We start from the raw sequence: 21,655 nt of genomic DNA on the forward strand, positions 1-21,655 counted from the left end.
GGTCAGTGTTCACTGACCCTTATAAGTTAATGCAACTGGCCTAGGCCGCGACTGTTTTTGCTTGCTCCGAGGCAATCCACTGCAGGATTTTTTGCTCCATCAGATCTAATGGCAGGGCGCCATTCTCGAGCAATCTGTCGTGGAACACTTTGATATCGAATTTATCGCCTAACGCTTGTTTGGCTTTTTCACGCAGTTCAATAATCTTAAGTTCACCTAATTTATAGCCCAGAGCCTGACCCGGCCACACTACATAACGATCAACGCCTCCAGCCGCTGCCGATGCATGAATGCCTTCGGTTGCCACTACATAATCGATAGCTTGCTCACGGCTCCAACCAAGCGCATGCATACCCGTATCTACCACCAGACGCACGGCGCGGTGCAGTTCTGCCTGTAAGCGCCCCAGATTATTAATAGGGTTATCGGCGTACATGCCCATCTCCGCCGCTAGGCGCTCGGCATACAATCCCCAACCTTCGCCCGCCGCGTTAGAGTAAAAAATAGTGCTCATTAGCGGCAGGGTGTCCGACAGGCCGATAATGGTCTGCAGGTGATGACCTGGATTCGTTTCGTGGTAGGTCAAGGTTTGCAGCGAATATGAAGGCAGTGCCTCCATATCGTAGAGGCTGATCCAGAAGGTGCCCTTACGCGAGCCATCCTGAGACGGTGCATCGTAATAAGCACCACTAACCGCTGCCGCGCGGCTTTCAGGCACGACTTCTACGGCCACATCCTGATCGGGCAGGTGACCGAACCATTCCGGCAGCTTGGCATTGACCTTCGTCAGATAGCCTTGGATATCGGCCATTAACTGCTGTTTGCCATCATTAGAATCGGCATAAAGATACTTTGGATCCTTGAGCAGCACTTGCATCCGCTCGCCTACGGTACCGTCTTGATAGCCCACCTCTTTGAGTAAGCCGTCCATTTCCTCAGTGATACGGGCGACTTCATCTAGACCCAGTTGATGAATTTCCTGCGGGGTTTTATCCGAATTACCCAGGTGTTTAATTAGCGCTTTATAGAGCTTGGCACCCTGAGGTAAATGGCCGATGCCAGCATCGTGTTTCGCCTTAATGCGCACGCTTTGCAGGGATGAGATTAATTGGCGCGTGGCGGTGAAGTACTTGCGCTCCACTAAATCGGTCGCAGTGGTGACGAGCGCTTCGCTATCGGGCACTTTAGCTGCCTCGAGCTTGTCCCTAAAAGTGGTCACAAGCGGGTGCTCGCTTGCCTTGCTGACTAACTGTTGCTGCAGGCCTGCGATGGTTTTATCGATGATGAAATCGGGGGGAATAATCCCTATTTGCACATCCTGCGAAAGTTTATCAATCACAGTCCCCATAGCAGCGGGGTACATGCTTAGGCGAGTGATATAGGCCTTAGCTTCTGCTGGGGTCGTGACCGCAAATTTATCTTCCATATAGCCTGGGAACTCAGTGTGTAGACCCGTTAGGTGGTTGACCGAGTAGGGCAAAAACCAGCTGCCATACTCGCCCAGCATAGTGCCGTAGGCGACGGCATCACCCGGCAGTAATGCGCCCGCCATTTCTGACTTAATAGCGTTTAAGCTGATTTGCTCCGAGGGCGTTAGCTTGCTGGCGTCGATGGCATTGATGTCTTTCAGGAGGGCTCTAAAGGCTTTGCGGCGACGATTTTCACCCGATGGGCTGTAATCGGTCAGCTTTGATAAAATGTCTTTACCCGCATCGGCCTCCGCAACGCCGTAGTAAGTGGCGATTTCGGGTCTTAGGGCAAAATAGCGTTGAGTCAGCGGGAGTAATTGCTCTTTAAGGCTGGCCGCTTGTGTAGCGCCTTGTTCTGTTTGCCCTGTTGCTTGTTGTGTTTGAGCTTGGTTCTGGCTCTCGCTCGGATCGCTACAACCTGTGACCAACAAACCAATCATCAATCCATTTATTATTCTTTTCATAAGGTTACTCATACCTTTGGGGTTTTAGCGCACTTTTGCTACTGAGCTAAAACCTTAACATCTTGACCAAATCAGCCGTTATCAGCCTTAAAGTGAAGGGGTATCCTAGCAGTTTATGGCGTTCATAAACCAAGGTTTTTGGATTTAATTTAGGTATATGAGAAGGCTATTCGTACTTTTGTTATAACAGAGGGTGAGCATAAATTGGTAAAACAAGAGGATGAGCAGTGAGAAATCGCTGCCGATTGATAAGCGTAAAACAAAAGGCCAGCCAATACTGACCTTTTAGTATTTTTGTTAGTAAGTACACACTACTAGCTTGAGGGTTTGTTATTGATGCACTAACTTGCCGTTTTTCACCACATCCTTGCAGGGGTTGACGCCATAGCTGTAGGCGAGCTGTGCAGGGGTTGATATGTCCCATAGACAGAAATCCGCCTGCTTGCCGACTACTAAACTGCCGACCGTTTCTTCTATCCCTAGTGCCTTCGCCGCATTTAGGGTGAGCCCTGTTAGCGCCTCTTCAGGGGTCAGGCGGAATAGGGTACAACCCATATTCAGCATTAGCAGGGTTGAGCAAATCGGTGACGAGCCGGGGTTAAAGTCACTCGCCAGCACCATAGGCACCTTGTATTGACGTAATAAGTCGATTGGCGGCTTTTGGCTTTCCCGCAGGAAATAAAATGCCCCTGGCAGCAGCACGGCACAGGTACCGCTTTCGCTTAAGGCTTTAACGCCTTCTTCATCCAAATATTCGATATGATCCACAGACTTAGCGCCAAGACGAGCGGCGAGGGCAGAGCCCCCCATATTCGATAACTGTTCGGCATGGAGTTTGACTTCTAATCCAGCGGCCTTTGCGGCACTTAACACCCGCTCGGTTTGATCGAGGTTAAAGGCAATATTTTCGCAGAACACATCCACCGCATCGGCGAGGTTTTCTTCGATGACCGCTGGCAGCATCTTATTGATAATTAAGTCGACATAGCCGTCGCTATTGTCTTTGTACTCGGGCGGAATCGCATGTGCACCAAGGAAGGTGGTTTTCACATCAATGGGGTGGTGCTCACCTAATTCGCGAGCGACACGCAGGATTTTCACTTCAGTTTCAGTATCTAAGCCGTAGCCAGACTTAATCTCTACCGTAGTGACGCCTTCTTTCAGCAGGGCATTTAAGCGCTGACGACCAAGGTCGAAGAGTTCGGTGACATCCGCTTCGCGGCAGGCCTTAACCGTTGAAATAATGCCGCCGCCGGCACGGGCGAGTTCTTCATAGGTGGCACCTTGAAGGCGCAGTTCAAATTCATTGGCGCGGTTTCCCGCAAACACTAAGTGGGTGTGAGCATCGATAAGGCCTGGAGTGATCCAACCGCCCTTGCCCCTGTAAACCGGAATGGACAACACATCGAAGGGGGGCAGCTCGCTACGAGGACCGAGCCAGGCAATTTTACCGTCTTTTACTGCAATGGCTGCATCGGTAATTGCACCGTAAGGTGCTGATATAGAAGGGTCCAAAGTCGCTAAATTAACGTCTATCCAAACATGATCCCAAGACATCTGTATCCCTCGCTGCGTCGGCTTTTAGCCCCGCGAACTCTTAATAATCGAAAGTTTTGTTAGCTAGCTTGTATTTACTTGTATATACAAGTTACGATTGTAGCGGTAATTTCACATGTTTAAAAGAGCGTTAACATTTTTGGTCTTGCCTTCGGAAACTGTTAGGCATTTTGAGGAAGCGTTTTGGTGACACCAAAATTTTTGGAAATTAAGCAGCACATCATCGCCTGCATCGAGTCGGGGGAGTGGGAAGAACATGCCCGCGTGCCCTCCGAAAATCAGCTGGCGGAGTTGTTCGTCTGCAGCCGGATGACCGCAAGACGCGCGTTAACCGAGCTGACGGATGCGGGCGTGCTTGAGCGAGCTCAGGGACTGGGCACCTTTGTGGCTGGACGCAAGTCGCAGTCTTCAATGCTCGCGATTCGCAATATCGCCGATGAGATTAAGGACCGTGGCCATGGTTACAGTGTGAAGCAAATGATGCTGCAGGAGGTGAATGCCTCTGCACCGATTGCGATTGCCTTGGGCATTGAGCTTGGCAGTCCTGTGTACCATTCGGTGTTAGTGCATTGTGAGCAGGGCGTGCCGCTACAGGTTGAGGAGCGTTTTGTGAACCCGACCTTTGCGCCTGATTATCTGTTTCAAGATTTTAGTGCGCAGACGCCCCATGAGTATCTGTCTCAGGTGGCGCCGTTAACCGAGGCGCACCACACCATAGAGGCAATTGTTGCGACCAGCGAGTTACAGCAACGGCTGTCGATTCCATCGACTGAGCCCTGCCTACAGATTTTGCGCCGCACTTGGTCACGCCAAGGGGTGGTGAGTTTTGCCAAATTAGTACACCCAGGTAGCCGCTTCAAACTCGGCGGCCACCTAACAATTAGCAAGTAAAAGTTCTTAAAAACAAAGCGTCATCCGTTAAAGGCTTAACCCTTTAACACGCCATCCAAAGATGGAAAACACAATAAAAACAATAGCACTTACCCATTTTGATGGATAAGCCCAGAGGTTGAAGAGGAAACTATTCATGGATAAGCGTCACGATCCAAGCCGCCGTATTATTGCCCCGCACGGCACGCAATTAAGCTGCAAAAGCTGGTTAACTGAAGCGCCAATGCGCATGTTAATGAACAACCTGCATCCAGATGTGGCCGAGCGCCCAGAAGACCTCGTGGTTTACGGCGGTATCGGCCGTGCAGCCCGTGACTGGGATTGCTATGACAAGATTATTGAAGTACTGCAGCGCCTTGAAGACGACGAAACCTTAATGGTGCAATCGGGCAAGCCTGTGGGCGTATTCCGTACCCACGCGGATGCTCCGCGCGTACTGATCGCTAACTCAAACCTAGTACCACACTGGGCGAACTGGGAACACTTCAACGAGTTAGATAAGCAAGGTCTGGCAATGTATGGCCAGATGACGGCGGGTTCTTGGATTTACATCGGCACCCAAGGTATCGTTCAAGGTACCTACGAGACCTTCGTAGCCGTGGCAAAACAACACTTCGACGGTGTGGCTGCGGGCAAATGGATCCTAACCGGTGGTTTAGGTGGGATGGGTGGCGCGCAAACGCTGGCCGGTACTATGGCGGGCTTCTCGGTTCTGGCTTGTGAAGTGGATGAAACCCGTATCGATTTTCGTCTGCGTACCCGTTATGTGGACAAAAAGGCGACGTCATTAGATGAAGCGTTAAGCATGATCCATGAAGCTAATGCTGCAGGTAAACCTGTATCTGTGGGCCTCTTAGCAAACGCCGCTGATGTGTTTGCAGAATTAGTAAAACGTGGCATTACACCTGACGTTGTCACCGACCAAACCTCTGCCCACGATCCGCTGAACGGCTATTTGCCACAGGGCTGGACGATGGCGCAAGCGGCCGATATGCGTAAAACCGATGAAGCAGCTGTAGTTAACGCGGCTAAAGCCTCTATGGCGGTACAAGTGCAGGCCATGCTGGCATTGCAAGCCGCAGGCGCAGCGACCTTAGACTATGGTAACAACATTCGCCAAATGGCGTTTGAGACCGGCGTTGAGAACGCATTCGATTTCCCAGGCTTCGTACCTGCTTACATTCGTCCACTGTTCTGTGAAGGTATTGGCCCATTCCGTTGGGTGGCACTATCGGGCGATCCAGAGGATATCTACAAGACCGACGCCAAAGTAAAAGAGCTGATCCCAGACAATCCACACCTGCACAACTGGTTAGATATGGCGCGTGAGCGTATTGCCTTCCAAGGTCTGCCAGCGCGTATCTGCTGGGTGGGTTTAAAGGATCGTGCACGTTTAGCCCAAGCATTTAACGAAATGGTGAAAAATGGCGAGCTGTCGGCGCCAATCGTGATTGGTCGTGACCACCTAGACTCAGGCTCAGTTGCCAGCCCTAACCGTGAAACCGAATCTATGATGGACGGTTCAGACGCTGTGTCGGATTGGCCATTACTGAACGCACTGCTGAACACCGCAAGTGGCGCAACTTGGGTGTCGCTGCACCACGGTGGCGGTGTAGGTATGGGCTTTAGCCAACACTCAGGCGTGGTAATCGTGTGTGACGGCACAGAAGCCGCCGCTAAGCGTGTGGGCCGCGTACTGTGGAACGACCCAGCGACTGGCGTAATGCGCCATGCGGATGCGGGTTACGAGATTGCTAAAAACTGTGCAAGCGATCAGGGTCTAGACCTGCCAATGCTGAACGGTTCAAACAAATAATAATAAGCTTCTGGAGTATAGAAGATGAAATCAGTCAATCATTTAGTGTTAACTCCGGGCAGCTTAAGCCTGGCGCAATTGCGTGAAATTAGCCGTCATAAGCTGACGATGGAACTCTCTTCTGAGGCCATCAGTGAAATCAATTCCAGCGCGCAAATCGTGCAAAAGGTATTGGATGAAGGCCGCACCGTTTACGGTATCAACACAGGTTTTGGTCTGCTGGCCAACACGAAAATTGCCCCAGAAGATCTGCAACTGCTACAGCGCTCAATCGTGTTATCCCACGCTGCAGGCACTGGCCAATATATGCAAGACGCCACAGTGCGCCTGATGATGGTGTTAAAGATCAACTCCTTAAGCCGTGGTTTCTCGGGTATCCGTTTAGAAGTCATCAACTTCCTCATCAGCCTAGTGAATGCCGAAGTTTACCCCTGTGTCCCTGAAAAGGGCTCTGTGGGTGCATCGGGCGACTTAGCGCCACTGGCACATATGTGTCTGCCATTATTGGGTGAAGGCGAGATGAGCTACCAAGGTCAGATTATTTCTGCCGCCGAAGGTTTAGAAATCGCCGGTCTTAAGCCAATCGATTTAGCGGCGAAGGAAGGTTTAGCGCTGCTAAACGGTACCCAAGCTTCTACCGCGTTAGCGCTTGAAGGCCTGTTCCATGCTGAAGACTTATTCGCTGCCAGTTCTGTGATTGGTGCGATGAGCGTTGAAGCTGCAATGGGTAGCCGCAGCCCATTCGATCCACGTATCCATGCTGCCCGTGGTCAGAAGGGACAAATTGACTCGGCTATGCTGTTCCGTCACCTACTGGGTGAAGAGTCTGAAATCAGCCTGAGTCACATTGACTGTGAAAAGGTGCAAGACCCTTATTCATTGCGCTGCCAACCACAGGTATTAGGCGCCTGCTTAACCCAAATCCGCCAAGCGGCAGAAGTGTTAGGGACTGAAGCAAACGGCGTAACCGATAACCCATTAGTGTTCCAAGATACTGGCGACATTATCTCAGGCGGTAACTTCCACGCTGAACCTGTTGCTATGGCTGCCGATAACCTTGCTATTGCGATTGCCGAGTTAGGCGCGATTGCAGAGCGCCGTATCGCGCTGCTGATCGATTCAAGCTTATCTAAACTGCCACCTTTCCTTGTGAAGAACGGCGGCGTGAACTCGGGCTTTATGATTGCTCAAGTGACAGCGGCAGCACTGGCCTCTGAGAACAAAACCTACGCGCACCCTGCGTCGGTCGACAGCTTGCCAACATCGGCAAACCAAGAAGACCACGTGTCTATGGCGACTTTCGCTGCCCGTCGTTTACGCGATATGAGCGAAAACACCCGTGGCGTGTTAGCGGTTGAATTACTGGCTGCGGCGCAGGGCTTAGATTTTCGCGCGCCATTAATGCCAAGTGCTGCGGTTGCACAGGCTAAGGCTGAGCTGCGTGAAGTGGTTGCCTATTACGATAAAGACAGATATTTCGCACCGGATATTGATGCGGCGACGGATCTTCTGTTTAGCGCAAGCTTCAATGCTTACCTGCCAGCGGGCATTTTGCCCAGCTTTTAATTTGTCTGAATGGGCGCTTAAACCTAGCGCTTAAAATTTGCGCTTAAAATTTGCGCTTAAAAAATAGAGTGTAAAAATTAAGGCACAAACCCTAACTAGGATTTGTGCCTTTTCTTTTGGCAATAGATTAGCTTAATGAGTTGGCAAATTAAGATTGTGCACTTTGAGAAGGACTCAATCTAACGGATTAAGGCTAACTCAGCTCAAGGCAAGTGTATCGCCGCGCCGGATTTTATCGCCTGCTGAGTCAGCTTAAGCACTTGTTCCTCGGCGTTTTTAACTAGCTTATCGTGCACTTTACTTAATTCATCCATTTGTAGACTTAACTCATCCATTTGCTTACTGAGCAAGTCTATCTCTAGGCTATGTTTTTCTATTGCGGCTTCTGCAGTGGGGTTTTCCTTGTTCTGGGACATATTGCGCATCATGATCTCGGTTTGAGCCTGAATCGCATCACCTTTTCGCTGCATCTGCGCGCCTAACTGCTCCATTTTATCGCCCTGTTCCTGCATGGGTTTTAATACGGCTTGAAGCTGCTCGACAAGGCTAGGGTCGGTAATGGCGTAGGACTGATTTTCCATGCGAACCCAAAAGTAATTGGCATTATATGGGTTGCCTTGTTTTTTGATGCGAGTCCAGTCATCGCTGTTGCCTGAGCCTACATGCATGCCGCCTGTTTGTGGTACATAAATCCAAGCTAAATCCGGTTGATTATGGCTGTTAACCGAGATGCTGGTATCGCTTTGGGCGATAACTTGAGAACCTGCCCAAAGTCCCGCTGGGACAAGCGCCAGCAGTAACAGCTTGTGTAGATTCTTGCGTAGATTGTAGGTTGAGGTGTTCATTTGGCTTCCTTGGATAATGGGCAGAATATGCCGATTGCTGCTGCAAAGGTTCATTAGGCAGAAAATGTGCCAAATGTTTAATTAAACATAATCAATAATATATGCATAGGTGTCCGCGCTTTTACTGGCCGAAGGACTTAAGTGTCCGCCCGAGTGTCCGTTTGGTCGGACACATAGATAGTGCAAGTTACTCGTTAGTTGCCGATTTACACTATTTAGATGGGGTGTCGCTCTATACTCAGTAAACCTATTAGTTGCAGAAAACTATCTAATCTCTTTTTAAGAATCACAGGGAGTGAAACATGAAGATAACGACCAAAATAGATGCACTGATAGCGTCTTTTGCACTGCTGTGCGGTGCAGCTATGGCCAAAGATGCGCCATCGTTCGATTGCACAAAAGTGGCTGCGGAAACTATTGAGGCGCTTGTCTGCCAAGATGAGGGGTTAAGTCAATTCGATAAGCAGTTGTCCGAGGTTTACCAAAGCGCCAGTGACAAGGCTAAAAATGAGCAACCGCCGATCCTCAAGGCGATGCAACGCGGCTGGGTGAAGGGGCGTAACGAGTGTTGGAAGAGTGAGGATAAACGTGCCTGTGTGGCTAGCAGTTATCAAACACGGATTGCCGAATTACAGGCGCAATATCGACTAGTCGATATGAAAGGCCCTTTATTTTATGTCTGTAATGCAAATCCTGCGAATGAGGTCGCGGTCAGTTATTTTAAAACTGAGCCTGCTACCCTAATCGCCGAATATGGCGATCAAACGTCGTTAATGTTTGTTCAACCCAGTGGCAGCGGGGCTAAGTATCAGGGAAGAAATGAAAGCTTTTGGGAGCATCAGGGGGAGGCTAAGATCGTTTGGGGATATGGTGCAGCGGCAATGAGTTGCAAATTGAAGGCGCAATAAATGCGCGACGAGTTTTCGCTGACTCGAGTATTGGTCATCGCCTTAGATTATGATGACGCCATTGCGTTTTGTTTCACTGAGGGGGCGAAAGAAGCTGCCCCTCGGCTTAAGGTCGCTCAGCGGGAGTTGATTTCGGTGATTTTGAGGCTCAATAGCTGTTTTTGCCATTGGGACCTATCTATGCCTTCGACCCAAATCACTGCGCTGTTGCGTTGCTCACCTTTGCGAAGGTAAGTTTCGGGCATGCGGAAAATCGCTTCCCATACATCGAGCTTTTCGGTTTTCAGCAGGGTGCCGTTGTCGGCAAAGAAGCTGGTTTCCACTTTAACTAAGGTGACGTGTTTGCTGCTGTTACTGCTCAGTTCGAAGGTCAGGCCGAGCTTATCACCCTTCCACTGGCTTTGTTTAAAGCTGACTTTTATATCTTCCTTAGCAGTAGTGCCGAGGATGTCAGGGGTGGTCATCACATCCTGAGTCAATGTAGTTATTGCTGTTGGGGCTGCGCTTGAGGCTAGGTTAGGCGCCGAGTTTGTGGTTGGGGTTACAGTTGGGTTTATGGCTGTGGTTTGCGTTGTAGCGGTTGCAGCTTCTGGCGCACGCTTAGTCTCGGTGATGATATATTCCCAGGTAAAGTCATCCTTGAGTCTGACCTTAGTGCCATTTTCTAGGGTGAGGGTGGCGACATCGGCCGCCCACACTGGGGATGATAATATCAGTGCGTATAAGACGTGAAATAGGTTAAGACGAAATCCGCGAATCATGTTGTCTTCTCCGTTATCCCTCTTGTTTGGGATATCTTAATGTAATAAAGAGTGAGTCTGGCCAAGGATACCTACAGACCTTTTATGCAAATCACATTGATTTACCTAAAATAGAGCACATACAGAGATTATGACCTAGGCATTTGGTATTTAATGCTGCTTATTAAGGTCGAAGTAAGCCATTATGACGTATGCTGTCGCGACTTGCTTTATTTACCGCTCCCCATTGTTTATCAGTAATGAAATCGGTGCCATCTTAGGGGCGGTTGAGTTTTACCTATGTTTGTATCAAATGGCTGTTGCGCTATGTTCGTAGGAGTGAAGTGTGGAAATCGAATTTCGCCGTGAAATCTCTAACTGGTTAACGGGTCTGGGGGTTGAAAACCACCTGTCGGGGGCGATGTCGACAGGGGTTATGTTTTTAGCCTGTATTTTGTTGGCCCTGATTGCTTATTTCATCGTTCGCCGCGGTGTTATTCGTGCGGTTAATGTGGTTATACAGCGATCTAAAGCGACCTGGGACGATGTGTTTATGCGTTACCGGGTGCTGGAAAAGCTCGCCATGTTAGTGCCTGCTATCGTACTTAAGCTATTAGTGCCAATCGTGTTAAGTGATTACTCTATCATGAGTAGTTTGGTTGACCGGCTGCTGAGTATTTGGCTGGTGGTGCTTGTTATTCGTTCGATTTATGCGGGCTTGGATGCGGTCAATGAGATTTCCGATATCAATTTAGTGAGTCGCCGCTTGCCGGTCAAAAGCTTTGTGCAGCTTATCAAGCTGTTCCTGTTCTTCGTTGGTTTAATTGTCGCCATTTCACTGCTCGCTGACCAATCCCCAGTGTATTTCCTTAGCGGCTTAGGTGTGGCAACGGGTTTAGTGATGTTAGTGTTTCGCGACACGATTCTGGGCTTTGTCGCAGGGATCCAGCTTGCCGCAAACCGAATGGTGAGTAAGGGCGACTGGATCCAGATGGATAAATACGGTGCTGACGGTGCCGTTGAGGAAGTGTCGTTAACCACAGTCAAAGTGCGTAACTGGGACAATACTATCACTATGATCCCTGCCTACGCCTTAGTGTCGGATGCGTTCCGTAACTGGCGCGGCATGTCCGAATCCGGCGGTCGCCGCATTAAACGTGCGGTCAATATCGATATCAATAGCATTCGCTTTTTAACCGATGAAGACCGTATTCGGCTTGGTAAGATTAACTACTTAAAAGAGTATCTTCCCGCCAAAATCCATGAGATCACTGAATCAAATGCCAAGGTCTTGGATGTGGATGTGAAGGTCAACGGAAGACATTTAACAAACGTCGGCACCTTCCGTGCCTATCTACAGGAATATCTGCAGCACCATGAGAAAGTCCATAAACAGATGACATTGATGGTGCGTCAGCTTGCGCCTACGACGGAAGGTTTACCGATAGAGATTTATATCTTTACCAACGACACTCGCTGGGCGTTTTATGAAGCAATTCAGGCCGATATTTTTGATCATATCTTTGCTGTGCTGCCGGAGTTTGGTTTGCAGGCGTTCCAATCCCCTACAGGTAACGACATTCGTAGTTTAAAGTCAGTTAACGTCGAAGGTTAGCCCATCTTATTCCCGCAGTCAGGGCTTGGCTGCGGGGTCTTTCTCCATTGCTTAACTCGTTTAGTCACTCTGCGCGGTTTCTTGAGGGGGAGTTGTCGTGGCAAAATCAGGAATCAGCTTTGGATGTCGTCCTTTGATGCTACGGTGAAAATCGAGTATCACCGCCATATCCTGCGCTATGTTGCCTGATGCGGCTAAGGGGGCGCGTATGACAATGGCTTTACGACTGAAATCGAGTCCAACACAGACAATTGGCACGTCGGCTTTGTGGGCTATGTGGTAGAAACCGCTCTTCCAGCGAGTCACTTGGCTGCGGGTGCCTTCGGGGGCGAGAGCCAGTTTATAATTAGGCTCAGTCTCGAATAACTGCACTGCCGAATCGACCAAGTTATTGTTTTTGCGCCTATCCACTGGGCTGCCGCCAATCGCGCGAAAGAACCAGCCCCATGGCGGGATAAACAATTGATGTTTACCGAGGAAATGAATTCGCGTATTTAATGCCCCGCGGGCAAGCACTCCAATAATAAAGTCCCAGTTACTGGTGTGCGGCGCCACAATCACTATGTATTTGTTTTGGTTGGGCAGCTCTCCATCAAACCGCCAGCCTGTGATTTTGAGTATCCAACGAGATAAATAAGTAAACATATTCGAGAGCCCCAAGTCGAAAAGTGAATAATATCATCAGCTTTTTTATTTTTATTGGCCAAAAAGCAGGATGCTTTTTAGCCATTCCGCTATAGTACAGTCTAATGTGATTGTAAGAGAACGAAACTATGCTGCAATCAGGATGGATGAATAAATCCCTTTTTCAAATTTTTATCTTATTGTTTTTATTGGTTGGTAGTCCGGCTAAAGCGGTACCCACCGATGAAATAATGAATATGTTAAAGGAGCAGGAAAACGCTTGGAATCGGGGCGACATCGATGCCTTTATGCAGGGGTATTGGCAGAGTGAGCAGTTAAGGTTCGTCTCTAACGGTAAGTTTCGCAACGGATGGGATGAAACCTTAGCTGCCTATAAGAAAAATTACCCCGATAGGGCGACGCTTGGCGAGCTGAAATTCACGATTAAAGATATCAGAATGTTGAGTAACTATGCCGCAGTGGTTGTAGGGCGTTGGGATTTGCGCCGTGCTAAGGATGCCCCCACAGGTGTTTTTACTCTTTTGATCGAAAAAATTGAAGATCGCTGGGTCATTACTATCGACCACAGTTCGGATTAATTGGCGCTAGTCTCAGTTAAACACTTTGGCGGCAATTCGGGAGTTATGGGGAAGTGGAAATCTTGCTGGCCAAGGCATCTGCCCTTGCCATCGTATCTGACCTCGGTGAAATGGATGGTGCCATTAGTGTCCTGCAGCATGATGCTGGTGGAGCGAGTACCGTAGTCGGCATGGCGAATATAAATTGCCGCCAAGCGCCGCTCCCATTCTAGTCCAACGCCCGTGTTGGGTAATTCGCTATCCTGCGGCAGGGTGTCATCCTGCATTAACTTAATCAGTGAGGGAATATCCAACGGTTGCGCGCTGAGAACTAGCTGCTGTAGCGCCTGTTGTCCCTTGGCCATCTTCGGCCAAATATCATCGAGGGCGCCGTTGCTTATCGCATGACAGCCATCGTCGAGTTTGACCGTTTCTTGGGAAAGACTATTGAAGCAATATAGATGAGTTCCTTGGCCGAATACCAAGTTGAAGGGCTGGTAGTCGCTACTGTGTTCAATAAGCCAGTTAGGGCATATCAGCGACCCTGAACTGAGCGCCTGAACAATTAACTCACCTCTGCTGCGCACGGCTTGCTGTGGTTTTTGTGGCACCCGAAGATTGGTGAGCCCGGCTATTTGCCCCTGTTTATTTACCCCAAACCAGCTGCCGCCTGCCTGAAGATCTTTACCCGCCAAAATATTACGTTCTGGTGGCCAGAATTGCGCAGGTTCAGTGGGACGATGATGAAATTCGTCGCGATTGGCGCAGATCACCAAGGGGTACTGGGGATGCGTATTCAGGGCAACAAACAGAATGCACATAGGAGGCTAAATTAATCCATGAATAGGATTAACTTAGCCTGTCTTCAGTGAAATGAACAGCGTTAGTGCGAGTGTTTATCCGCATCATGCTTACCATGAGCATGCTTGTGGCTATGATTTGCTGTGTGGGCATGAGCCTGGTTATGCGAATGAGCATGGCTATGTGAGTGTCCATGGCTGTGCTCATGACCATGTTTATGGGGTTGTTTGACTACCATCAGGCGGCGTAAAAACTTGCGGGGCCCAAGGCGTAACAAACTGGCCGCAAAGAGACCAGACAATAATAAAAGCGCAACCAAATTAATGGCTTCTGGCAGGCTAATCAGGGAGAACCACATAGGCAGCCTTTGTGCTGCAGTCAGTGAGAACACTATAACAGCAAGTAAAATTCCCCGCTGAGTCCAGTTCATCAACTTAAGTTGGGCGATGTTGAGCACAGGAGCAGCTATCAGCGGTAAAATGATGGCTAGTGTACTCCAACCACTATAGGCCAGCGCTAAAGATAACACTGCAGCACCTAAGTTGCAGAATCGCATAGGTAAAAATACCAGTAGCAATACCCCAATTTGCAGGAAAGGATTGCTTAATGGCACAGACGGGTGCCCAATTAAGTTTACTAGTACTAGACTGAGCAAAATCCAGGGTGCACTGCGATCCACTATCTGGGCAAAACCAAAACGCAGTGCATGGATAGGCAGTTTAGGGTGGGGGTCAGTGATTTCGACTCTCGCCTGACTCAAATAGGCGCTAAGGATAAACCCAACCAGCAATTGAAATAGTGCTAACCAAGGGCCAAGTAATAATGTTGTCAGCACCAGCGCCTCTGGCCCGACTAAGCGCTGGAACCAGCGACGGCCAAGACCTTCGTCCTGCGGTGTGAGCCCGAGTTTAAAGCGCAGCGCAGCTATGGCATAGCTAAGCAACAATACCGGCGCAATTGTCATCAACCAAGTTAGCAGTTGGTCGGTACTGTGGTCGTGGTGAGCATGTTCATGTCCGCCCGAATCCATAAGTAACAGCACCATCAAAAGACCAAGTCCTAGTAGACTACCAATCCCAGCTTGATATTCATATTGGCCTTGGTGAGCATCTTGTTGGCCATGGGGTTGGTGTAATACCACATGTAAAATTGAGCCAGTGACAAAGGCTTGTAGATAAACTGTGTTATCGAGGCTGAGTTGAGATAGCAGTTGCTCACCCGCGAAGAAGCCAACGCTGGTCAGCAGCATCATAGCGACCAGCACTACACTCGCCCAGCGAGTGCCGACTTGAGGTTTGAGCAGCCACCAAATGGCTAAACCTACCGGCAGACGATGTAGGATGACACCAAGGGCAAGGAGGCTGGAGTTACCGTCCTGTTGTGCCAATACCATAGCACCGCCATCTGTGATGGTGTGCAGCAATAGGCCGCCTATCCCAAGGGTTAAGGTGAGGTTATGGGTAATTTCTGAGTAGCGGTGAAATAAGCGTTCGCTGGCAGTCGGCCCCCACAGGCCTAAAATCACGAAAATAATCGCCAGTAACCCTCCGTGTTCTAACAACTCAGGAAGAATATGGATCAGCACTAATCCGCCTAGAGAGACGAAGATAAAGCCATCGAGTCCCTTCTGTAGACCGCTACCCGAGGAGAAGTAGCGATAAAACAGTGGCCCGATAAGGAGTGCAATACAACTAGCAAGAAGATAGAGCATGGGTTCCACGGAAAATTGCTGAAAAAACGCCATAGTATACCAGTTGTAACGCAAATGAGCAGCGACTTGAAGGTAAATTACTGGCAGGCTATTTAACCGAGTAGCGTGGTTTGGTTTGATGAGTGATAAATTTGGCTTTACAGGTTAATCAATAGTAGATGTACAAATTTTTCTTAATTTTATAAATATAATTATTCGAGTTTGTAGTTGAAAAAGTTATACAATGCGGTTTTTCGTAGCTTGGGTGTTGATAAAGATAAATGGACATTTTTTCTGCTGCAGTGATGTTATTTTTGATTATGGATCCCTTAGGTAATTTACCTATTTTCGCGTCCATATTACGGCATATAGATCCGAAAAAACGTCGAACGGTATTAATTCGTGAGCTGTGTTTTGCCCTTATTATCATGCTAGGCTTTTTATATGCAGGCGAAGCAATATTAAGTTTCTTAAATCTGCGTTCAGAATCAGTCAGTATTGCTGGCGGGATTATATTGTTTTTGATTGCAATAAGGATGATTTTCCCACAGCCTGGCGGTGTGGTGGGACTCGCTGCGGGAGAAGAACCCTTTATCGTGCCTATGGCTATTCCCTTGATGGCTGGGCCTTCGATTTTGGCGTCTTTGATTTTGCTTGCCCATACCGACAGCAGCCGGATGGCTGATTGGACTATAGCGTTAGTTTCAGCCTGGGCTGTGAGCGCGATAATTTTGATGTTCTATAAACCTTTTACCCGTATGTTGGGTGAGAAGGGATTAACAGCAGTAGAGCGTCTCATGGGGATGGTGTTAGTCATGATATCAGTGCAAATGTTCTTAGATGGTATTTCTAACTATCTGAAAACAGCTGGCTAAATCATATTTTCCAATAAAAAAAGCCGCATTAACAAAGTTAATGCGGCTTTTTTTATTTTTATTGATTTACCTATTCACGCTGCGCAATTCATTAAGTAACAGACAGCTAACATTAAGTTTACAACCCCTATACTACTTAAGGCCGATAGAAAATGTTCTACCGCTAGAGCTATAACTTGCCTAATGTCAAACTCACATTAATATGTGAGTTAGACACTAGCCAAAGAGAAAGGATTTTGCACATGGGATGTAAAGCTAAAAATAGTGTCATTGGATATGGATTGTTCTTAAGTTTTCTTTGTAGCGTTTGTTACGCTGAGTCTAGCTCTGCACCTGTAGACGTTGGGGTTATCAATAAAGAGCGAATTCTTTACTGGCTAACTGAGCGGGGTGAAGTGGCCGCTGATGCCAACGAAAGCGCTAAACAAGCTGCCGTTGAGGCTTATATACAGCGGGCTCATCGGCAGCAGCTGAAAATGCCTCGGCTAGTGGTTGAAGCGGAGCATCGTCGTCTTTCTAAAATCAAACCTACTAAGAAAATGCTTGCCCCATCTTCGGCTCAATTGGTGGATGCGGATATCAAGACAACTGTCAAGGTACTGTCCGTTCTTATCGATTTTCCTAACCTGCGTCACAACAATAATGGATTAACGGCAAGTGATACCAACATGTATTACTCAAGTTACCCAGCTTCTCATTATCAAGGTTTACTTTTTTCTACTACTGGCTTCGAGGGGCCGCAAGGGCAGACTCTCGATTCCGTTTATCAATACTATCAAGCCGTGTCGGGACAAACCTTTACCTTTTCTGGCACAGTGAAAGGTTGGTATACCTCGAGCCAAAATGCCGAATACTATGGTGCTAACGATGGCGAAGTAGGATCGGATACTTTAGTTACCGAATTAGTAAAAGAGGCCCTAAGTCAGGCCGTATTGAGTATGTCGGCGAGTGAACTGGCGACATACGATGTAGAAGATCCCTATGATTTGAACAACAACGGCAATTATGAGGAGCCTGATGGGATCCTCGACCATGTGATGATTTTTCACTCTAGTATTGGTGAAGAGGCGGGTGGCGGTAAGTTGGGGGCCGATGCTATTTGGTCACACCGTTATTTTGTTGATCAAGAAACAGAGGGATATAGCATTCCTGGCACAAATTTAAAGCTGTTCGGTTACACCATACAGCCTATTGATGCAGCTACTGGGGTTTGTACCCATGAATTCGGTCATGATCTTGGTTTACCCGATGAGTACGATACTTCGTTTAACAGCGATCAAGATGGTTCACCGGTTGGACAGTGGTCTTTGATGTCTAGCGGCAGTTGGGCTGGAAATATTCCCGGTTCTAAACCTAGCGGTTTTAGCCCTTACGCTCGTTCCTATTTACAGGAAAAATTTAAGGGTAAATGGTTAAATGAGCGTGAAATTGGGTTAGAGACTATTCCAAAATCGGGCATGACTGTCACCTTGAACCAAGCGAGCGATCAAGAGGTCGTCAATCAGGTTTCTATTCCGCTACCCGGCGCGCCTATTAGCTTCAAAAAACCCTATCAGGGCAGTTACCAATACTATTCTGATCAGGGCAATATGTTGAATAATCGCATGGAGTTTAATGTAACCTTGCCCGCCGCAGGTGCAGATAAAATTCTACTGAATATGAAAGCTAGTTGGGCGATTGAAACCGATTACGATTATATGCAGGTTAAAGTCGATCAGACCGCAATAAGAGGAAACTTCACTAAATCGAGCAATATTCGTAACTCCGCTAAGCACATTCTCACGGGGAACTCCTCCAGCATTACGGGCGCAGAGGGGGCGGATAAGTGGGTTAATTTGATTTATGACCTGTCCGCCTACGCAGGACAAAGCGTAACTATTGAATTTAACTATGTGACGGATGAAGGCTGGATTGAGTCGGGAATCGTCTTAGACAATATCAACATTATGCAGGGGACTACGGTAATTTTCGCCGATGATGCTGAGACAAAAGATACTATAACCCTTGATGGATTTAGCCGAATCACCGACCAACGACCAGGTGCTAAGTCACGCTATATTATTCAACTTCGAAGTCATAATGGTGTCGACGCAGGGCTGCAATATGAAGGTTATGAGCCAGGTGTGTTGATGTGGTTAGAGAATTTTGGTTTTTACGACAATAATTCGTCTGAACATCCAGGCTATGGCTTAATCGGGGTGATTGATGCGGACCAGAATCTGATTGGTAATCGCTCTACAGAAATTCAGATCCGCGATGCCGCTTTTAGCACTGTCAGACAATCCGCTTACAATGGTGATAGCAACCTCAATGCCGTAAGTTTATTTGATGATAGTTTTGATTACAGTGCACCGTTGCAGCCACAGTCGGGCATGGTTTTACAGGAATTAGGTCTGTCGATGGAGGTGCTTTCACAGGCGAGTGATAACAGTACAGCCATGATCCGTTTGGTTAACTCCAGCGCCGACTCGGGAGCTACGGCATTAAGCGCGGCAATTGATTCTTCCAAAGCAAATCTCACCCTGACAGTGTCGGCAATTGCTGAAGGTGGGCAAAGTGGTTACCGCTATTTGTGGGACTTTGGAGATGGCTCGACGAGTACCTCAATGTCTGCAACACACACTTATGCTAATTCAGGTTCTTATACCGTCACTTTAACCGTGACTGATGCTGCTGGCGCCACCGCAACTACGAGTGTGGCTGTGACCTTTGTGTCCTCTGCTACAACCGGGGCTGATATCTCGGATAGTGGTGGCAGCGGTGGGGGCGGGCTCAGTTTATTGTGCCTAGGTCTCTTAGGTGCCGTTGGTTGGCGACGTCAGCGCCGAGCTGCTTAACGTTGAAAAAGCCTCTGTTAACAGAGGCTTTTTCTTTTGTTACTCGGGCTAAACTACTGCTCGGGCAATGGCTTGAACCGCCGCTGGTAGAAACATTTCACTGACGAACATTTCTTCGTGGCCATAGTGGAAATATCGACGACGCCCCCAAAGATCTTCGTTTACCGGCTGATCTAGGCTGTTTGCCAGTTGGGCAAGACGGCTACTCAAGGCAAAGTGTGCAACTTCAATTCTGCCAGGGAGGAATTTATCCTGACTGTAAAGCAGCTCTCCTAATGGCCGAGTGCCTAGTCCGAGAAAGTCTGCTTGGCGCTGCGACATTAACGCTGGCGGGATCAACGTGCGGGCAAACACCCAAGGAATGCCATCAAGGCAGAGCAAGACTTCGCGTACCCAAACCTGTTGGTGCTGCGGATATTCACCTTCAAGGGGAAAGTGTAATCCTTCACCCAAGACTCTCACTTCAAAATCATGGCAGCAGTTTTTCAGTTTCTGCGTTAGGCTTCCAGGAGCGAGTAACCATTCTCTCAGTGGATTGCTGGGCAGAAAGTTGGCATTTTCTGCAGCAATCCATTGAATAGATTCACCATAGGGAAAGCTTAAGCTGGTCACTTTCATCAAATACTCGTTACAATATAAACAAACGTCGGCAGTCTACCATGCCACGAAGAGAGCAGGTAGATTGCAAGAATGCTCGCCATTATCTAAAAATGTTTAGGGAGCCCACAGTCGCTATGAAAAAATTATTATCTTTATGCCTAATTTTATTCGGTTTTGTGTTTAATAGTTTTGCGGCTGATGAGAAGGAAACGACGCCTGCGACTGATGAGACGCCAAAGAGCGAGTACGGCTATTTTGCCCTCGAACCAGAGATAGTGACCAATTACATATCTAATCGTAAAAAATTAGGATTCGTAAAACTCAGTGTCGAGTTAATGGTTAAAAATCAAGAAGATCTCGTCACATTAGAATTACATGATCCCTTGCTACGCGCCGCGATTATTGAGGTTTTAGGTAATCAAGCGGAGGAAAAGGTTAAGTCGCTCACAGGCCGTGAAGAAATTCGCCGTGAATGCTTTGATGTGGTCAATAAGCTGCTAACCCAAGAGGCGGGTAAAGCCTTAGTGGTAAACCTGCTGTTTACTTCATATCTTTATGATTAATTGTTGTTATTTCCTAGGGGCTGACGGAATGTTAGCCCTAAGAGTTGTAAACTGATGTCAAAATCTGCCCCAAAGGCTCCCCGCCCATCCTCATTAACTGCTGGCAACAAAGCTAAGCAAATGCCCAAATCTAAGTTAAAGACGCAGTCACATGGTCAACTGAAGTCTGCCTCTAAAACCAATGCAAATAAGAAATCAAAGGTAACGGCTAAGTCTGCAGCTCAAACGGGTATCAAAAAGGCTTTGCATCCACGCAATGCCCATTTGCATGGCTATGATTTCAAAGCTCTCATTCAAAGCGTGCCAAAACTTAAGGCATTTGTGAGGCCGACACCCTATGGGGCTTTGTCGATTGATTTTGCCGATCCCCTCGCGGTAAAAAACCTGAATACGGCTCTGCTTAAACATCACTATGGTATTGATTACTGGGATATTCCAAAGGGCGCATTGTGTCCACCTATACCCGGTCGGGTCGATTATCTCCACTATCTCGCCGACTTGCTGAATGAGGGGCGTAAGACGAATGCCAAAAATGCCGTGCGTGCGCTCGATATAGGCACCGGTGCCAATGGTATCTATGCCATCTTAGGACATCAGGCTTACGGCTGGCGGTTTGTAGCCTCAGATATCAATCCCGCCTCCCTTGCTAATGTGCAGCAGATCATCGACAACAATCCAAAACTGCAAGGTGCGATAGAGCTGCGCCGTCAACGGGACGAAAAGGCGGTATTTAAGGGAATTGTTCAAACAGACGATCGCTTTGATCTGACGCTGTGTAATCCCCCTTTCCACGGATCCCTAGAGGAGGCGAGTGAAGGTTCGCAGCGCAAGGTGCGCAATTTGCAACTCAATCGTGGTGAAAAGGCTTCTCACGCAAAGGTGAGTCTTAATTTTGGAGGCCAAGCCGCTGAGCTTTGGTGCCAGGGGGGTGAGCGGCAGTTTCTTGCGACCATGATCCGTGAAAGCAAAGCCTTTTCTTTCCAATGCCTCTGGTTCACCAGCCTAGTATCTAAGAAGGAAAACCTAAAACCCTGTTATCAGGCGTTGGCTAAGCTAGGTGCGGATACGGTGAAAACTATCGAGATGCATCAGGGCAATAAGATCACCCGCGTTTTAGCGTGGAGCTTTCATTCCCAAGTTGAGCGTGACAATTGGTTTAAACAATAAACCAATACAGATGTTAAGCACTAAAAAGGCCACTATGTTGTGGCCTTTT

18 protein-coding genes are annotated in these 21,655 nt (G+C 48.2%); 10 read left to right on the forward strand and 8 right to left on the reverse strand.

The features are described 5' to 3' along the window. Window positions 1-40 precede the first annotated feature (40 nt). The gene (locus tag K0H61_RS00355) at window positions 41-1,933 is read right to left on the reverse strand and encodes a DUF885 domain-containing protein (protein WP_258405981.1); all 1,893 of its coding nucleotides are present in this window, start codon (window positions 1,931-1,933) and stop codon (window positions 41-43) included. Window positions 1,934-2,263: 330 nt separating this feature from the next. Then, the gene (gene hutI, locus K0H61_RS00360) at window positions 2,264-3,490 is read right to left on the reverse strand and encodes an imidazolonepropionase (protein WP_220050835.1); all 1,227 of its coding nucleotides are present in this window, start codon (window positions 3,488-3,490) and stop codon (window positions 2,264-2,266) included. A gap of 183 nt (window positions 3,491-3,673) precedes the next feature. Between hutI and hutC the strand changes: the two genes are divergently transcribed. From hutC to hutH, 3 genes are all read left to right on the forward strand, one after another. After that, window positions 3,674-4,381: a histidine utilization transcriptional repressor HutC gene (gene hutC / locus K0H61_RS00365; RefSeq protein ID WP_220050836.1), complete on the forward strand. Its 708-nt coding sequence runs from the start codon at window positions 3,674-3,676 to the stop codon at window positions 4,379-4,381. A 136-nt stretch (window positions 4,382-4,517) separates the two neighbouring features. After that, on the forward strand, window positions 4,518-6,197 hold the full coding sequence (hutU, locus tag K0H61_RS00370) for a urocanate hydratase (RefSeq protein WP_220050837.1): 1,680 nt from the start codon (window positions 4,518-4,520) through the stop codon (window positions 6,195-6,197). Window positions 6,198-6,221: 24 nt separating this feature from the next. Then, entirely contained in the window at window positions 6,222-7,763 is a 1,542-nt protein-coding gene (gene hutH / locus K0H61_RS00375; RefSeq protein ID WP_220050838.1) for a histidine ammonia-lyase, read from the forward strand. A 203-nt stretch (window positions 7,764-7,966) separates the two neighbouring features. Here the strand turns inward: hutH and K0H61_RS00380 are convergent, their stop codons facing one another. Then, the gene (locus K0H61_RS00380; protein WP_220050839.1) at window positions 7,967-8,608 is read right to left on the reverse strand and encodes a hypothetical protein; all 642 of its coding nucleotides are present in this window, start codon (window positions 8,606-8,608) and stop codon (window positions 7,967-7,969) included. Between the two features lie 302 nt (window positions 8,609-8,910). On the opposite strand from K0H61_RS00380, the gene K0H61_RS00385 reads away from it, so the two are divergent. Further along, on the forward strand, window positions 8,911-9,516 hold the full coding sequence (locus K0H61_RS00385; RefSeq protein ID WP_220050840.1) for an MliC family protein: 606 nt from the start codon (window positions 8,911-8,913) through the stop codon (window positions 9,514-9,516). A gap of 116 nt (window positions 9,517-9,632) precedes the next feature. On the opposite strand, the gene K0H61_RS00390 is transcribed toward K0H61_RS00385, so the two are convergent. Beyond that, on the reverse strand, window positions 9,633-10,277 hold the full coding sequence (locus K0H61_RS00390; protein ID WP_220050841.1) for a DUF3157 family protein: 645 nt from the start codon (window positions 10,275-10,277) through the stop codon (window positions 9,633-9,635). Between the two features lie 325 nt (window positions 10,278-10,602). Between K0H61_RS00390 and K0H61_RS00395 the strand changes: the two genes are divergently transcribed. After that, on the forward strand, window positions 10,603-11,871 hold the full coding sequence (locus K0H61_RS00395) for a mechanosensitive ion channel family protein (protein WP_220050842.1): 1,269 nt from the start codon (window positions 10,603-10,605) through the stop codon (window positions 11,869-11,871). A 60-nt stretch (window positions 11,872-11,931) separates the two neighbouring features. Here the strand turns inward: K0H61_RS00395 and K0H61_RS00400 are convergent, their stop codons facing one another. Continuing rightward, window positions 11,932-12,516, reverse strand: a complete 585-nt coding sequence (locus K0H61_RS00400; RefSeq protein WP_220050843.1) for a lysophospholipid acyltransferase family protein — start codon at window positions 12,514-12,516, stop codon at window positions 11,932-11,934. A gap of 128 nt (window positions 12,517-12,644) precedes the next feature. On the opposite strand from K0H61_RS00400, the gene K0H61_RS00405 reads away from it, so the two are divergent. Next, complete coding sequence (locus K0H61_RS00405; protein ID WP_220050844.1) at window positions 12,645-13,094, forward strand: YybH family protein; 450 nt, start codon at window positions 12,645-12,647, stop codon at window positions 13,092-13,094. Here the strand turns inward: K0H61_RS00405 and K0H61_RS00410 are convergent. Together K0H61_RS00410 and K0H61_RS00415 are read right to left on the reverse strand one after the other, a co-directional pair. Then, window positions 13,091-13,894, reverse strand: a complete 804-nt coding sequence (locus tag K0H61_RS00410; RefSeq protein WP_220050845.1) for an NRDE family protein — start codon at window positions 13,892-13,894, stop codon at window positions 13,091-13,093. The two genes, K0H61_RS00405 and K0H61_RS00410, sit on opposite strands and share 4 nt — an antisense overlap. Before the next feature lie 62 nt (window positions 13,895-13,956). Further along, window positions 13,957-15,585, reverse strand: a complete 1,629-nt coding sequence (locus K0H61_RS00415; protein ID WP_220052367.1) for a metal transporter — start codon at window positions 15,583-15,585, stop codon at window positions 13,957-13,959. A 260-nt stretch (window positions 15,586-15,845) separates the two neighbouring features. On the opposite strand from K0H61_RS00415, the gene K0H61_RS00420 reads away from it, so the two are divergent. Both K0H61_RS00420 and K0H61_RS00425 read left to right on the forward strand, forming a co-directional pair. Beyond that, a complete protein-coding gene (locus tag K0H61_RS00420) occupies window positions 15,846-16,439 on the forward strand; it encodes a YhgN family NAAT transporter (RefSeq protein ID WP_220050846.1) in 594 nt (197 codons plus the stop codon). A gap of 242 nt (window positions 16,440-16,681) precedes the next feature. Continuing rightward, a complete protein-coding gene (locus K0H61_RS00425; protein ID WP_220050847.1) occupies window positions 16,682-19,276 on the forward strand; it encodes an immune inhibitor A domain-containing protein in 2,595 nt (864 codons plus the stop codon). Between the two features lie 48 nt (window positions 19,277-19,324). Here K0H61_RS00425 and K0H61_RS00430 read toward each other — a convergent pair whose 3' ends face one another. Beyond that, complete coding sequence (locus K0H61_RS00430) at window positions 19,325-19,894, reverse strand: chorismate--pyruvate lyase family protein (RefSeq protein WP_220050848.1); 570 nt, start codon at window positions 19,892-19,894, stop codon at window positions 19,325-19,327. Between the two features lie 116 nt (window positions 19,895-20,010). On the opposite strand from K0H61_RS00430, the gene K0H61_RS00435 reads away from it, so the two are divergent. After that, window positions 20,011-20,439, forward strand: coding sequence for a flagellar basal body-associated protein FliL (locus K0H61_RS00435; RefSeq protein ID WP_220050849.1), 429 nt, complete (start codon window positions 20,011-20,013; stop codon window positions 20,437-20,439). Between the two features lie 54 nt (window positions 20,440-20,493). Beyond that, window positions 20,494-21,606, forward strand: coding sequence for a 23S rRNA (adenine(1618)-N(6))-methyltransferase RlmF (gene rlmF, locus K0H61_RS00440; RefSeq protein WP_220050850.1), 1,113 nt, complete (start codon window positions 20,494-20,496; stop codon window positions 21,604-21,606). Window positions 21,607-21,655: the final 49 nt, after the last annotated feature.

It is taken from the genome of Shewanella acanthi, from assembly GCF_019457475.1.
GTDB lineage: Bacteria > Pseudomonadota > Gammaproteobacteria > Enterobacterales > Shewanellaceae > Shewanella > Shewanella acanthi.

Bases quoted from the DNA above. Each gene is read 5' to 3' on its own strand.
- K0H61_RS00415 (WP_220052367.1), bottom strand. From the start codon at position 15,585: ATGCTCTATCTTCTTGCTAGTTGTATTGCACTCCTTATCGGGCCACTG.
- K0H61_RS00355 (WP_258405981.1), bottom strand. From the start codon at position 1,933: ATGAAAAGAATAATAAATGGATTGATGATTGGTTTGTTGGTCACAGGT.
- K0H61_RS00380 (WP_220050839.1), bottom strand. From the start codon at position 8,608: ATGAACACCTCAACCTACAATCTACGCAAGAATCTACACAAGCTGTTA.
- K0H61_RS00410 (WP_220050845.1), bottom strand. From the start codon at position 13,894: ATGTGCATTCTGTTTGTTGCCCTGAATACGCATCCCCAGTACCCCTTG.
- K0H61_RS00430 (WP_220050848.1), bottom strand. From the start codon at position 19,894: ATGAAAGTGACCAGCTTAAGCTTTCCCTATGGTGAATCTATTCAATGG.
- K0H61_RS00390 (WP_220050841.1), bottom strand. From the start codon at position 10,277: ATGATTCGCGGATTTCGTCTTAACCTATTTCACGTCTTATACGCACTG.
- hutI (WP_220050835.1), bottom strand. From the start codon at position 3,490: ATGTCTTGGGATCATGTTTGGATAGACGTTAATTTAGCGACTTTGGAC.
- hutU (WP_220050837.1), top strand. From the start codon at position 4,518: ATGGATAAGCGTCACGATCCAAGCCGCCGTATTATTGCCCCGCACGGC.
- rlmF (WP_220050850.1), top strand. From the start codon at position 20,494: ATGTCAAAATCTGCCCCAAAGGCTCCCCGCCCATCCTCATTAACTGCT.
- K0H61_RS00400 (WP_220050843.1), bottom strand. From the start codon at position 12,516: ATGTTTACTTATTTATCTCGTTGGATACTCAAAATCACAGGCTGGCGG.
- hutH (WP_220050838.1), top strand. From the start codon at position 6,222: ATGAAATCAGTCAATCATTTAGTGTTAACTCCGGGCAGCTTAAGCCTG.
- K0H61_RS00420 (WP_220050846.1), top strand. From the start codon at position 15,846: ATGGACATTTTTTCTGCTGCAGTGATGTTATTTTTGATTATGGATCCC.
- K0H61_RS00385 (WP_220050840.1), top strand. From the start codon at position 8,911: ATGAAGATAACGACCAAAATAGATGCACTGATAGCGTCTTTTGCACTG.
- K0H61_RS00425 (WP_220050847.1), top strand. From the start codon at position 16,682: ATGGGATGTAAAGCTAAAAATAGTGTCATTGGATATGGATTGTTCTTA.
- K0H61_RS00405 (WP_220050844.1), top strand. From the start codon at position 12,645: ATGCTGCAATCAGGATGGATGAATAAATCCCTTTTTCAAATTTTTATC.
- K0H61_RS00435 (WP_220050849.1), top strand. From the start codon at position 20,011: ATGAAAAAATTATTATCTTTATGCCTAATTTTATTCGGTTTTGTGTTT.